Genomic DNA, 12275 nt, shown 5'->3' on the forward strand with positions numbered 1-12275 from the left:
TCGTCAGAACAGGCTCGCGCCGTCCATGGCCTGGGGCTGGGGCAGCCCGAAGAGCTTCAGGAGGGTGGGGGCCACGTCGCTGAGGGCGCCCCCGGCGCGCAGCTGGAAGGCCTCGAAACCCCGGGCCACGAGAACCGCGGGGACCGGATTCAGGGTGTGCGAGGTGTGGGGATTGCCGCCTTCGTCGCGCATGCACTCGCAGTTGCCGTGGTCGGCCGTGATGAAGAGGGCGCCGCCCATGGCCAGGGTGGCGTCGGCGATGCGGCCCACGGCGGCGTCCACGGCCTCGCAGGCGGCCACGGCGGCTTTCAGGTCCCCGGTGTGGCCGATCATGTCGGGGTTGGCCAGGTTGCAGACCAGGAACCGGTACTCGCCGGCGCGGATGGCGGTTTCAAGGCCCTCGCTCACGTCCGCCAGGCTCATCTCGGGCTGCAGGTCGTAGGTGGCCACCTTGGGGGAAGGCACCAGGCGGCGCTCCTCGCCCTCGAAGGGCGCCTCCCGGCCGCCGTTGAAGAAGTAGGTGACGTGGGCGTACTTCTCCGTCTCCGCCGTGCGGAACTGCCTCCCAGCCCTGCGCGCTGATGAGCTCGCCCAGGAGGTGTTCGAGGCTCTGAGGCGGGTAGGCCACGGAGACGTAGGGATCCAGCTCGATGTCGTAGGCCGTGAAAGTGACCAGCCTCACCGCCGGCCGGTGCTTCGGCGCGAAACCCTTGAAGTCCGGATGGACGAGGGCGTGGCACATCTGGCGGGCCCGGTCGGCGCGGAAGTTGAACCACAGCACGCCGTCCCCATCGGCGATGGGGTGGAAGGCGGCGAGCTTGGTGGGGGCCACGAACTCGTCCGTCTCGCCCCGGGCATAGGCGGCGGCGATGGCGGCCAGGGCGTCGGGCGCGGCCTGGGGGGCCTCGCCGTCCACGTAGAGCTTCCAGGCCTGCTCGGTGCGGTCCCAGCGCTTGTCGCGGTCCATGGCCGTGTAGCGCCCGCAGACCGAGCCGATGGTGACGAGCGGCGTGTTGCGAAGCTGGAACGCCAGCCACTGGAGGTAGCCGTCGGCGCTCTTCTGGCCCGTGTCCCGGCCGTCCGTGATGGCGTGGATGGTGGTGGGCACGCCCTCGGCCTGGGCCCACTGGGCCAGGGCCGCCAGGTGGTTCTGGTGGCTGTGGACGCCGCCGTCGCTCACGAGGCCCATGAGGTGGAGCCGCTTCCCGGAGGCTTTGATCTCCGCCAGCAGGGCGCCCATGGCCGGGTTCTCCCGGAAGGTGCCGCGCCGGATGGCGGCGTCGATGCGGGTGAGTTCCTGCCACACCACCCGGCCCGCGCCCAGGTTCATGTGGCCCACCTCGGAGTTGCCGAACTGGCCGTCCGGCAGGCCCACGGCCTCGCCGCTGGTGAGGAGCTGGGTGGTGGCGTAGGTCTTCCGCAGCGCATTGAAGCGGGGCATGGCCGCCACGAAGGTCGCGTCGAAGGCGTTGCGGGGGCCGTCGCCGAAGCCGTCGAGGATCAGGAGGGTGATGGGGCCGGGGATCATCGGTGGATCACTTCTTCCTGAGGTCGCGCTGCCCGGACTTCAGCCCATGCGGGAGGTCGTCGTCGGAGACGAAGCCGATGGGGCGCTGCTTGGGGGCGCCTTCGACCTCTTCGCCCTGGATGGCCTTGATGAGGGAGTCCAGCTTCTGCTCCAGGGCCGCCACGCGCAGGGACAGCTCCGCCTGGGCGGTGATCACGTGGCGGGCCTCGGCGAAGGCCGGCAGGAGCTTGAGCAGGGCCGGCTCGTGGCCGGGCACCAGGCCCGCCAGCAGGGCGGCCCCGGCCTCGGTGAAGGCCAGCACGGGGGCATCCGGGATGCGCTGGCGCTCCTCGGCGGTCAGGTGGAAGACCAGGGCCTCGGGGAAGCGGTCGGGCTGGGCCGTCACCAGGGCCGCCAGGGCCTTGGGCTCCAGGCCCAGCTGATCGGCCAGGGCCTGGTCCGGCAGGGCCGCGGCGTCGCGGACCCAGAGGAGGCGGGAGAGGATCTCGACGGGGGCGGCCATGGTCATTTCCTCGGACGGAAGCCGATGGGCTTCTTGACTTGGGCGGGCGGTTCCATGAGGTCGCGGATGGCTTCGAAGACCACCCGGAACTGGCCATCATACTTGCGTTCCAGGGCCTCGAGCTTTCTGGCGAGATCGGCATGGGAAGCCAGAATGCCCCGGAAGCGCGTGAAGGTTCTCATGATCTCGATGTTCACGGCGATGGCCTGGTCGCTGTTGAGAACGCTCGAAAGCATGGCGATGCCGTGTTCGGTGAATGCGTAGGGAGCCGTCCTGCGACCGCCCCAGGCACTTGAGATCACCGTTTGTGATCTCAAGTCGGCCCAATCCTCCGCATCAAGCTGGAACATGAAGTCGGCCGGAAATCGCCTGGCGTTGCGTTTGACGGCCTGGACGAGGGCCCGGGTCTCCACACCGTAGAGGGCCGCCAGGTCCGCATCGAGCATGACCCGCTCCTTTCGGAACAGGTGGATGGAATGGAAGATGCGCTCCGCCGGGAGGGCGCTCACGGCACCTGCTCGCCGTGGGGGTGGGACAGCAGGTAAAGCACGGCCATGCGGACTGGCACGCCGTTGGTGACCTGGTCCAGGATCAGGTTGTTGGGGCCGTCGGCCACGTCGCTGGTGATCTCGAGGCCGCGGTTGATGGGGCCGGGGTGCAGCACCACCACGTTCTTCTTCGCGCGCTTCATGCGCGCCGGGTTGAGCTGGAAGAAGCGGCTGTACTCGCCCTGTCCGGGGATGTAGGCGCCGGTGCCGCGCTCGAACTGAGCCCGGAGCATCATGATGGCGTCCTGCTCGGGGATCACGGAATCGAAGTCATGGCTGATCCGGATGCCGGGCCAGGTGGCGGCCATCTCCTGGGGCACCAGCGTGGGGGGGCCGACGAGCGTCACCTTGGCGCCCATGCGAGTGAGGAGCCAGAGGTTGGAGCGCACCACGCGGCTGTTGCGGATGTCGCCCACGATGGCCACCCGCAGACCCTCCAGGCCTCCGAAGTGCTTCCGCAGGGTGTAGGCGTCCAGCAGGGCCTGGGTGGGGTGCTCGTGGGCCCCGTCCCCGGCGTTCACGATGCTGGCCTTCATGTGCCGGGCCAGGAGGGCGTGGGCCCCGGGGGCGCTGTGGCGCATGACGATGAGGTCCGGGTGCATGGCCTCCAGGTTCATGGCCGTGTCGATGAGCGTCTCGCCCTTGTTCAGGCTGCTGGTGTCGGCGTCGAAGTTGATGATCTCCGCCGAGAGGCGCTTCTCGGCGATCTCGAAGCTGTTGCGGGTGCGGGTGCTGTTCTCGAAGAAGAGGTTCACCACCAGCTTCTTGCGCAGGGCGGGCACGATCTTGATGCTGGGGCGCTCGCAGACCTCCTCGAATGCCCGGGCCTGGTCCAGGATCGCCGTGATGTCCTGGGGGCTGAGGGGCTCGATGCCCAGCAGGTGCTTGTGGGGAAAGACGTAGCGTTCGGACGTCATCAGCAGGCCTCCACGGTCACGCCGTCTTCACCATCGATTTCCTTCAGCCGTACGGCCACGCGATGGCCCGGCGGCACCTCCACCCGCAGGCCCGCGAGATCGGCCTGGATGGGCAGCTCCCGACCGCTGCGGTCCGCCAGTACCAGCAGCATCACCCGCCGGGGGCGGCCGTGGTCCAGCAGGGCGTCGAGGGCGGCGCGCACTGTGCGACCCGTGTAGAGCACATCATCCACCAGCACCACCGTGCGCTCCTTCAGGGTGAAGGGAATCTCCGTGGGCCGGACGATGGGGCTGCCCACCATCTCGGTGAGGTCGTCCCGGTAGAGGGTGATGTCCAGGGCGCCCACGGGCACCTCGGCCCCGGTGGCGGTGCGGAGGTGGGTGGCCAGGCGCTCGGCCAGGGGCAGGCCCCGGGAGCGGATGCCGAGGAGGACGACCTCCTCCTCGGGCCGCAGATGGGCCAGCAGTTCTTCGGCCAGGCGCCGGAGGGTGGCTTCCAATTGGCCGGGGTCCATGGGGCAGGGGCCTTGGGCTTCGGGCATGGAACCTCCGGGGTGCGCCCCCGCGGGGCGCGCGCACGGGACCCAGTCTATCCCAGCCCGGCCCCGGACCGGGGGCCGCCGGGGCCAGAATTGACGACGTTCCAAACCCCCATGTTTGGGAGACAATGCCCGGAGCGCCCCGGGCGCCAACCCTTCCCTGGAGCCTCCGTGAAGATCCTCGTGGTGGACGACTCCCCGACGATGCGCCGCATCATCATCGGCAACCTCGTCCGCATGGGCCACCCGGACGTGGTGGAGGGCGAAAACGGCCGGTCCGGGCTGGAGCAGCTGGACCGGGGCGGGGTGGATCTCATCATCACCGACTGGGACATGCCGGAGATGGACGGGATCGCGTTCGCTAGGGCCGTGCGGAGCCGGGGCGCCACCATGCCCATCCTCATGGTCACCACCCACGCCGCCACCCAGGACATCGTCCAGGCCCTCGAGGCCGGCGTGAGCACCTACGTGGTGAAGCCGTTCACGCAGGAATCGCTCAAGGAGAAGATCGACTCCTTGTTGGGATAGGACCCTGGAGCCGGTTCCTTTCCCCGGGCACAATAGAGGTTTAGGCCCAGGAGCCCCCGTGACCAGCCAGCCCTTCACCGAAGTCCGATTCCTCGCCGGCCAGGTCGGCGAGACTGTCCGGCTGCGGGGCTGGGTCCGCAATGCCCGCACCAGCAAGACCCGCTTCATCGAGCTGCGGGACGGCTCCGGCTTCGTCCAGTGCGTGGTGGGAGCCGCCGAGGCGGACCCCGAGAGCTACGAGTTGGCCGGGAAGCTCACGCAGGAATCCGCCATCACCATGACCGGAGTCGTCCAGCAGCACCCCAAGACCGGCCAACCGGAGCTGCTGGTGAAGTCGCTGGAGCTCGTCGGCGGCAGCGTGGACTTCCCCATCACCCCCAAGGAGCACGGCACCGAGTTCCTCATGGAGAACCGCCACCTCTGGCTGCGCAGCAAGCGCCAGTGGGCCATCCTCCGCATCCGCCACACCCTGGTGAAGGGCATCCGCGACTTCTTCGACGGCGACGGCTTCACGCTGCTGGACGCGCCCATCCTCACGCCAAGCGCCTGCGAGGGCACCAGCACGCTCTTCGGCACCGAGTACTTCCACGAGGGCATGGCCTTCCTCAGCCAGTCCGGCCAGCTCTACCAGGAGCCGGGCATCGCGGCCTTCGGCAAGACCTACTGCTTCGGCCCCACCTTCCGGGCCGAGAAGAGCAAGACCCGGCGGCACCTCACGGAATTCTGGATGGTGGAGCCCGAAGTGGCCTTCGCCCACCTGGACGATGTCATGGCGCTCGGCGAGCGCATGACCAAGTTCCTGATCCAGCGCGTGCTGGAGGGCCGCCAGGAGGAGCTGAAGATCCTCGAGCGCGACACGGCGCCGCTGGAGACCGCCCTCAACGCCACTTTCGACCGCATGACCTACACCGAGGCCGTGGAGAAGCTGAAGGCGCTCGGCAGCGACATCAACTGGGGCGAGGACTTCGGCAACGACGACGAGACCATCCTCATGAACGCCACGGACAAGCCCCTCTGGGTGCACCGCTTCCCGAAAGCCTTCAAGGCCTTCTACATGGAACCCGACCCCCAGGATCCCCGCCTGGCCCTGGGCGCCGACCTGCTGGCCCCCGAGGGCTACGGCGAGGTCATCGGCGGCGGCGAGCGCGCCTCCAGCCTCCAGTACCTCCTCGATCAGATCGAGCACGAGGGCCTCAGCCGTGCGGACTACGAGTGGTATCTCGATGTCCGCAAGTACGGCAGCGTCCCCCACGCCGGCTTCGGCATGGGCCTCGAGCGCGCCGTGGCGTGGATCTGCAAGCTGCCGCACGTGAGGGAGACCATTCCTTATCCGCGCATGATGGGTACGCTCAGGCCTTAGGGCCTGGCCACGACACCGCTCCCGCAACGCCTGCGGCTCGCCCTCGCGGGCGGCAGCCTCCGCAGGGCTTCACCCTGCTCCGACTCGGGCCGGCGGGGCCCCGCGCCGCGGGCCGCCGATGCAGCCCGCTCTGCGACCCGCTTCGTCCCTCGCCGCATGTGCGCGAGACCATTCCTTATCCGCGCATGATGGGTACGCTCAGGCCTTAGGCCGCATCCATCGGTCCCCAGTCCCCAGTGGGATAAGGCTGCGGCCTTCCGGCCGCGTTCTTGTCTTCAGGCGCGGGCGCTGCCCGCGCCACTGAGGGCTGAAGACTGAAGACTGAGGATTGCCCTACAGCTGCATGACAACACCCGGCAGCTTCTGGATCGCCTCCCGCAGGGGCGTCTCGGCCTGGCCGTGGGGCAGGGTGACCCAGAAGGTGTAGCTGATGAAGGCGCCCTTGCAGGCGGCGGTGTGCTGCTCGTCGCCGTCGGCCTGGGGGCCCAGGTGGGCGAGGATCAGCTCCATGACCATGTCGGGGCGCAGTTCCTCCTGGCGCCCGATGATCTTCATGGGGATGCGGGTGGGGTAGGTGACTTCGGGGCGACGGCAGGCTTCCATGACGTCATTGTACCCCTTGGTAGGCTGGAGGGTCGGAGGCCCCCCGTGCTGGATCGTCTGAAGGACCTGGAAACGCAGTCGCGGCTGCTGGATCCCGGAGCCGAGGCTCGGGTGGCGCTGTGGGATGCGGCCCGCGGCTATGCCGAGGGATTCCTCCGGGCCCTGCCGGAGGCTCCCGCCTTCGTTCAGAAGGACCGGCCCGGCGCCGGTTTGGCGGACTTTCCCATCCCCGAGGCGGGGCGCCCCTTCCCCCAGGTGCTGGGCGCCCTGGCCGAGCATGTGGATGGCGTGGGGGCCAACGGGGCCTCCGGCCGCCATCTGGCGTTCATCCCGCCCTCCTCCCTCTTCGCGGGGGCCCTGGGCGACCTGCTGGCGGCCCTCACCAACCGCTACGCGGCCTATTTCTTCGCCGGGCCCGGGGCGGTGCGCATGGAGAACCAGGTCCTCGGCTGGCTGGCCCGGGAGATGGGCCTGCCCGAGGGCAGCTCGGGCAACCTGGCCGCGGGGGGCAGCATGGCCCACCTCATCGGGATCTGCACCGCCCGGGAGGCGGCGGGCCTGAAGGCGGCCGATTATGCGAAGGCCTGTGTATACCTGTCGGACCAGGCCCACCACTGCCTCGTGAAGGCCCTCCGCGTGGCTGGCATGGGCGAGGCGCCCGTGCGGGAGATCCCCACGGATGTCGACTTCCGCCTGCGCCCGGAGGCGCTGGAGGCGGCCATCCAGGCGGACCTGCGGGCGGGCCTGCGCCCCTGGCTCCTGGTTCCCACTGCCGGCACCACCAACACCGGGGCGGTGGACCCCCTGGAGGCCTGTGCGGACCTGGCCGCGCGCCACGGCCTCTGGATGCACACGGACGGGGCCTACGGCGCCTCCTTCGCCCTGACAGAGCTGGGGAAGGCCGCCCTCCGGGGGCTGGAGCGCAGTGACAGCCTGGTGCTGGACCCTCACAAGGGCCTCTTCGCGCCCCTGGGCCTGGGGGCCCTGCTGACGCGGCACCTGGAGCCCCTGCGGCGGGCCCACGCCTTCCAGGCGGACTACCTGCCCTCGCCGCCGGAGGATCTGGAGGAGCTGAGCCCCTCGGAAACCACCCTGGAGTTCAGCAAGCACGCCCGGGCCCTGCGCCTGTGGCTGCCCCTCCAGGTGCATGGCGTGGCGGCCTTCCGGGCCGCCCTAGAGGAGAAGCTCCTCCTGGCCCGGTACGCCTACGGCCGGCTCCAGGGCATGGCCGGTGTGGATCCAGGCCCCGCCCCCCAGCTCAGCGTCCTGGCCTTCCGCTTCCTGCCCAAGGCCGGCGACGCCGACGCCTTCAACCAGGCCCTGCTGCGGCGCCTGACGGCCGAGGGCCGGGTCTTCCTCAGCGGCACCAAGCTGAACGGCGCCTTCCACCTGCGCCTGGCGATCCTCGCCGCACGCACGCACAAGGACCAGGTGGACGAAGCCCTGGACCGCCTCCAGGCCGCGGCGACCGCGCTGGCCGGATAGACCCCCCTATTGACTCGGCAGGATCTGGTGGTTCGGGCCTTCAAATGCCTCCACGAAGGGCACGAAGCGAAAGCCAAGGACACGAAGGCCTGTTCCGGCGCTTCGGCATGTGGCATCCGGGCCTGTGGCCCCCGGTCGGGCTGAGGCACGACCGGTTTTGCGGGCGGCGGCCATGGCGGTTCCTCAGGGTGGGTCGAGATCCATTCGTGAGCTTCGTGCGCTCGCAGGGCGCATTCATGCCCTTCGTGGTGACCTATACACGACCACATGAGCATAGCGACGCTAGCATAAAAAGTTGGCGTTTAACCTCGCGCGTCACATAGCGGTGCGGGCCCGGATTAGTGGTTGCGAATTCTTTCACTAAGCGGCTTTTTCTCGAGCGCGCCGACAAATGTGTTCGTCAGGCTAAAGAGGTCGCCCACCTCGTCGAACAGACCAGCATAGGCCTGCTTGATGAGATCTCGGCACTCTAGAAAAATTTCGATCTGCTTCTTACCCGTCGCAGTCAGGCTGAAAGACTTCTTCCGTGCGTCCTCCAAATCCTGTGTCGCCGTGATCAACCTGAGCTTCAGGAGCTTGGGAAGCTTCTGCAGGACAAGTTGATGCGAGACATTGAGTGCGCGCGCCAGGTCTGCCGCTGTCGCATGTTCGAGCCGCGCGAGTTGGGTCATCAGCGAGCAGGATTTCACTGGAATGAGCACTCCGCGCTCCTTGAAAATCACCTCGGACTGGGTTTCGATCAGGGTACTAAGCCGCTCCACAGTGCGACCGAGAAAGACGGGATCATCGAGCGGAATGGTCAAGTCGAGAGTCCTTTAGAGACGTTTGTAGAGGCGCGTCGATCCGTCGCGATTGACGCGTTCCAGTCCGGCAACCCGGCCGTCTTTCCGTACGACCCTATATCTAAAATCGTCCACGCCTTCGATATCAAACAAGTCCGGCGCGACAGGTGTCAGTGCCGCACGGAAACGGTCGCGCCACACGTAGAACAGTTTGCCCTGTTCGATTCCGATCATCCGGCCTTCATATTTGCCGACGGCGGATTGAAGTTGTGCAGCTGAGATCGCGGGCGGAGTGTTTCGGGCGAGGAGCGTCGGACGCAGCCAGTCGTAGTCGCCCTGCTCGGTAGCGCCATCTTTTGCGCGCTCCTCAATCGCAAGCCTGTGCGCGACCTTCAAAGCGTCGATCGATGGCACTTCGACGTCCGGACGAACGCCTGTGCCCTCGAAGTCACCATGATCGACCGGGTCGCGGATCTGACCGATGGGAACCTGCAAGAAGAAATCGTTGTCGACCGGCTTACGATCGACCGGATGTGCACCACCTGCTGTCAACGCGCCTACAAGACGCGCACGCCCGAGTTTTTTCATCGTGTAGCTCAGCCACTCGGCTGCGGAAAAGGAGGTTGAGCCGGTCAAGATATACAGCGGCTTGTCGGTCAAGCGCTTGCCAGGCAACGCGGGCAAAACCCATTGTCCACGTTCAATGCGCCTGCCGTCTTCACTGTAATAGTAATCGAAAAGGAGTTGGTCCTTTTCGCCCGAGAAGAAGTAGCTTGCGATGAACTGTGCCATCTCCAAGTGGCCGCCATTGTTGTAGCGAAGATCAATGATTACCGCATCGGTGTTTTCGACCATCCGCATTGCTGCTGCTGCAGTATCAAAGGCAAGGGTCGGATCGGCGAAGTAGGCCATGTCGATATAGCCAATATTGCCGTCCAGCCTTTGCACGCCACGGAAGCCGAAGTTGGTACGCGCGGCCTCTTCGTAGTCTGCCTTGCGCTTCGCTGCCGCAACGGCAGGCACATCCTTCGTGCGAGATTGGGTGACCCAGACCGGATCGAAACCCACCACGAAGTGCAGATCGCCACTCACCTTGATCAGGTCGTCGGTCAGCGCGTGCGCAAGCGCTTCCTTGCTCGGTAGCGCGTCGTAGCTGCCGGCGTTCAGCTTCGAGCGAAGCGACGCCGCGATTTTGGCTGCGATGTCCGGAAACACGTAATTTTTGGCCAGCGTGGCATTCAGCGCTTCAACGGTTCGAGAGACCTCCTCTCGAGCGACGGGTTGAGCCTCGAGAGGGGGCACCGCGGCAAGGGCGAGTTGGATCGCAAGCAGGCGAAAGGCGTGTTTCAAGTTCATGGCAAATCGCTCCCACGTGAGAAGTCGTAACGTATTGCGCAATATATTGTATACTGTTTCAAGTTCCAAGTGCAACAGGCTTGGGTGGATTAGACCAGAAGGCCTGAAAATCAAAAGCGCCTTCTGGAAGGAAAAGCTCTGCGGGGCATTTCCAGCCGAGAGATTCCCTTGGGCGGACGTTCAGGGTGATCCAGAAGGTGTAGCTGATGAAGGCGCCTTTGCAGTTGGCGGAATGCTGTTCGTCGCCTTCGGCCTGGGGGCCCAGGTGGGCGAGGATCAGCTCCAGGACCATGTCGGGGCGCAACTCCTCCTGGCGCCCGATGATCTTCAGGGGCACGCGGAAGGGACAGGTGGTCTTGGGCCGACGGCAGGCTTAGTCCATCCCGCGATTCTCCCCTGCTTTTCTCTAACGCTCCATGCGCAGCGTCGAGTGCAAGGAGCTACCCGACCTCGATCTCCCGCAGGTCCTTCCCGGGCTTGAAGCGGATGCTCTTGCCCTTGGGGATCTGGACGCTGGCGCCGGTCTTGATGTTTCGGCCCATGCCGCGCTTGCGGGGGCGGGGTTCGAACACGCCGAAGCCCCGGATCTCGATGCGATGCCCGTTCAGGAGGGCATCCTTGAGGCGCTCCGTGAGGAGGTCCACCACCTGGAGGGCGGTGGCGCGGGAGCAGGGGTGAACCTTCATCAGCGAATTGGCGATGTCGATCTTGATCATCGGCGACCTCGGTTCGGGGGTGGGAGAGCCAGGATAAGGGGAAGGGCGGTCAGCGTGCCAGGGTGATTTTCACGTCGGTGCCCGGAGGCATGGCCATGGGCATGCCCGGGGCGGGGGGCTGGACCTGGGGCGCGGCCGACGGGGCGCCGGATTCCCGGCCTCCGCCCTGGGCGATGGACATGCCGCGCTCCATGTTGGCCCGGGCCATGTCCGCCGTGGCCATGACGCCTTCGAGGCGCAGCTTGAACTCGCCCACGTTGGTGGCGCGCAGCAGGGCCTCCTCCTCGGTGATGAGACCCTGGCGCAGCAGGAAGTAGAGACTCTGGTCGAAGGTCTGCATGCCGTACTGGGCCGTGCCCGCCGCGATGACATCCTTCAGCATCTTGGTCTTGTCCTTGTCCTCGATGCAGGTGCGCACGGTTTCCGTGGCCACCATGACCTCCACGGCGGGCACGCGGCCCTGGCCGTCGGCCCGGGGCACCAGGCGCTGGGAGATGATGCCCTTGAGCACGGCCGCCATCTGGAGGCGGATCTGCTTCTGGTGGTGGGGCGGGAACACGGAGATCACGCGGTTGATGGTCTCGGTGGCGTCCAGGGTGTGCAGGGTGCTGAAGACCAGGTGGCCGGTCTCGGCGGCGTGCAGGGCCGTCTCGATGGTCTCCAGGTCGCGCATCTCGCCTACGAGGATCACGTCCGGGTCCTGTCGGAGGGCGGCGCGGAGGGCCGTGGCGAAGGTCTTGCAGTCCGCCTCCACCTCGCGCTGGTTCACGATGCTGAGGTTGTCCCGGTGCAGGTACTCGATGGGGTCCTCGATGGTGAGGATGTGCTCGGACCGCGTGGCGTTGATCAGGTCGATCATGGCGGCGAGGGTCGTGGACTTGCCCGAGCCGGTGGTGCCCGTCACCAGCACCAGGCCTCGCTGCTCCTGGCAGATGGTCTTGAGGACCTTGGGGAGCATCAGGTCGTCGATGGTGTAGATCTTCCGGGGGATCACGCGGAGGACGAGGCCCACGGTGCCGCGCTGGTTGAAGATGTTGCAACGGAAGCGGCCGAGGCTCGGCACCGAATAGGCGATGTCGAGGTCGAGGTTCTCCTTGAACTTCGCCTTCTGCTTGTCGCTGGCCATGATGGCGTAGGCCATGGCGATGGTGTCCTCCTGCACCAGGCGCTTGAACTGCGTCATGGGCGTGAGTTTTCCCTTGATGCGGGCGATGGGGTGGTTGCCGACCTTGAGGTGGAGGTCGCTGGCGCCCTGCTCGCAGACCACGGTGAGCAGTTCGTTGATATGCATGGGGTTCTCCCGGTGAGGGTCCGCTTATCTTAGACCCCTGGCGCGACAATGGAAGGGGTTGCAATCAGGGCTCGGAAATCAGCCTCGCGTCTGGTAAAATCAAAGGTTCTGCCTGGCTTG

Annotated in this window: 12 protein-coding genes and 2 pseudogenes; 3 read left to right on the forward strand and 11 right to left on the reverse strand. The window is 66.7% G+C overall.

Going from position 1 to position 12275, the window contains the following annotated elements; genetic code table 11:
- Window positions 1-3: 3 nt before the first annotated feature.
- The 5 genes and pseudogenes from gpmI to pyrR form a co-directional block, all read right to left on the reverse strand.
- Window positions 4-1528, reverse strand: a pseudogene (gene gpmI / locus MLJ35_RS16180) (2,3-bisphosphoglycerate-independent phosphoglycerate mutase).
- Between the two features lie 7 nt (window positions 1529-1535).
- On the reverse strand, window positions 1536-2030 hold the full coding sequence (locus tag MLJ35_RS01880) for an ORF6N domain-containing protein (protein ID WP_243382550.1): 495 nt from the start codon (window positions 2028-2030) through the stop codon (window positions 1536-1538).
- Window positions 2031-2032: 2 nt separating this feature from the next.
- Window positions 2033-2539: an ORF6N domain-containing protein gene (locus MLJ35_RS01885; RefSeq protein WP_243382552.1), complete on the reverse strand. Its 507-nt coding sequence runs from the start codon at window positions 2537-2539 to the stop codon at window positions 2033-2035.
- Window positions 2536-3495: an aspartate carbamoyltransferase catalytic subunit gene (locus MLJ35_RS01890; protein WP_243382554.1), complete on the reverse strand. Its 960-nt coding sequence runs from the start codon at window positions 3493-3495 to the stop codon at window positions 2536-2538. The genes MLJ35_RS01885 and MLJ35_RS01890 overlap by 4 nt, the downstream gene beginning before the upstream one ends.
- Entirely contained in the window at window positions 3495-4037 is a 543-nt protein-coding gene (pyrR, locus tag MLJ35_RS01895) for a bifunctional pyr operon transcriptional regulator/uracil phosphoribosyltransferase PyrR (protein ID WP_243382557.1), read from the reverse strand. The genes MLJ35_RS01890 and pyrR overlap by 1 nt, the downstream gene beginning before the upstream one ends.
- 168 nt (window positions 4038-4205) lie before the next feature.
- Between pyrR and MLJ35_RS01900 the strand changes: the two genes are divergently transcribed.
- Window positions 4206-4562, forward strand: coding sequence for a response regulator (locus MLJ35_RS01900; RefSeq protein WP_243320084.1), 357 nt, complete (start codon window positions 4206-4208; stop codon window positions 4560-4562).
- Window positions 4563-4620: 58 nt separating this feature from the next.
- Window positions 4621-5922 (forward strand): asparagine--tRNA ligase, encoded by a 1302-nt coding sequence (gene asnS / locus MLJ35_RS01905; protein ID WP_243382559.1) that lies wholly within the window; start codon window positions 4621-4623, stop codon window positions 5920-5922.
- A gap of 333 nt (window positions 5923-6255) precedes the next feature.
- On the opposite strand, the gene MLJ35_RS01910 is transcribed toward asnS, so the two are convergent.
- Window positions 6256-6525, reverse strand: a complete 270-nt coding sequence (locus MLJ35_RS01910) for a DUF493 family protein (RefSeq protein ID WP_243286550.1) — start codon at window positions 6523-6525, stop codon at window positions 6256-6258.
- 45 nt (window positions 6526-6570) lie between these two features.
- On the opposite strand from MLJ35_RS01910, the gene MLJ35_RS01915 reads away from it, so the two are divergent.
- Window positions 6571-8010 carry a pyridoxal phosphate-dependent decarboxylase family protein gene (locus tag MLJ35_RS01915; RefSeq protein WP_243382561.1) on the forward strand — a complete coding sequence of 480 codons (1440 nt, stop codon included), beginning with the start codon at window positions 6571-6573 and terminating at the stop codon, window positions 8008-8010.
- A 338-nt stretch (window positions 8011-8348) separates the two neighbouring features.
- Here MLJ35_RS01915 and MLJ35_RS01920 read toward each other — a convergent pair whose 3' ends face one another.
- The 5 genes and pseudogenes from MLJ35_RS01920 to MLJ35_RS01940 all read right to left on the reverse strand — a co-directional run bounded on the left by MLJ35_RS01920 (window position 8349) and on the right by MLJ35_RS01940 (window position 12155).
- Window positions 8349-8813, reverse strand: a complete 465-nt coding sequence (locus tag MLJ35_RS01920) for a winged helix DNA-binding protein (RefSeq protein WP_243382563.1) — start codon at window positions 8811-8813, stop codon at window positions 8349-8351.
- Between the two features lie 12 nt (window positions 8814-8825).
- Window positions 8826-10148, reverse strand: coding sequence for a S41 family peptidase (locus MLJ35_RS01925; protein ID WP_243382564.1), 1323 nt, complete (start codon window positions 10146-10148; stop codon window positions 8826-8828).
- A 58-nt stretch (window positions 10149-10206) separates the two neighbouring features.
- A pseudogene (locus tag MLJ35_RS16185) lies at window positions 10207-10332 on the reverse strand (IS30 family transposase); the annotation flags it as partial.
- Window positions 10333-10588: 256 nt separating this feature from the next.
- The gene (locus tag MLJ35_RS01935; RefSeq protein ID WP_243286548.1) at window positions 10589-10864 is read right to left on the reverse strand and encodes an HU family DNA-binding protein; all 276 of its coding nucleotides are present in this window, start codon (window positions 10862-10864) and stop codon (window positions 10589-10591) included.
- A gap of 49 nt (window positions 10865-10913) precedes the next feature.
- Window positions 10914-12155 carry a type IV pilus twitching motility protein PilT gene (locus MLJ35_RS01940; protein WP_243320094.1) on the reverse strand — a complete coding sequence of 414 codons (1242 nt, stop codon included), beginning with the start codon at window positions 12153-12155 and terminating at the stop codon, window positions 10914-10916.
- Window positions 12156-12275: the final 120 nt, after the last annotated feature.

The sequence above is a fragment of the Geothrix alkalitolerans genome, assembly GCF_022808885.1.
In the GTDB taxonomy this organism is placed as follows: domain Bacteria; phylum Acidobacteriota; class Holophagae; order Holophagales; family Holophagaceae; genus Geothrix; species Geothrix alkalitolerans.

What these genes read in the sequence shown, in the direction of transcription:
- pyrR (WP_243382557.1), bottom strand. Translation starts at nt 4,037, where the DNA reads ATGCCCGAAGCCCAAGGCCCCTGCCCCATGGACCCCGGCCAATTGGAA.
- MLJ35_RS01880 (WP_243382550.1), bottom strand. Translation starts at nt 2,030, where the DNA reads ATGGCCGCCCCCGTCGAGATCCTCTCCCGCCTCCTCTGGGTCCGCGAC.
- MLJ35_RS01890 (WP_243382554.1), bottom strand. Translation starts at nt 3,495, where the DNA reads ATGACGTCCGAACGCTACGTCTTTCCCCACAAGCACCTGCTGGGCATC.
- MLJ35_RS01935 (WP_243286548.1), bottom strand. Translation starts at nt 10,864, where the DNA reads ATGATCAAGATCGACATCGCCAATTCGCTGATGAAGGTTCACCCCTGC.
- MLJ35_RS01925 (WP_243382564.1), bottom strand. Translation starts at nt 10,148, where the DNA reads ATGAACTTGAAACACGCCTTTCGCCTGCTTGCGATCCAACTCGCCCTT.
- MLJ35_RS01940 (WP_243320094.1), bottom strand. Translation starts at nt 12,155, where the DNA reads ATGCATATCAACGAACTGCTCACCGTGGTCTGCGAGCAGGGCGCCAGC.
- MLJ35_RS01910 (WP_243286550.1), bottom strand. Translation starts at nt 6,525, where the DNA reads ATGGAAGCCTGCCGTCGCCCCGAAGTCACCTACCCCACCCGCATCCCC.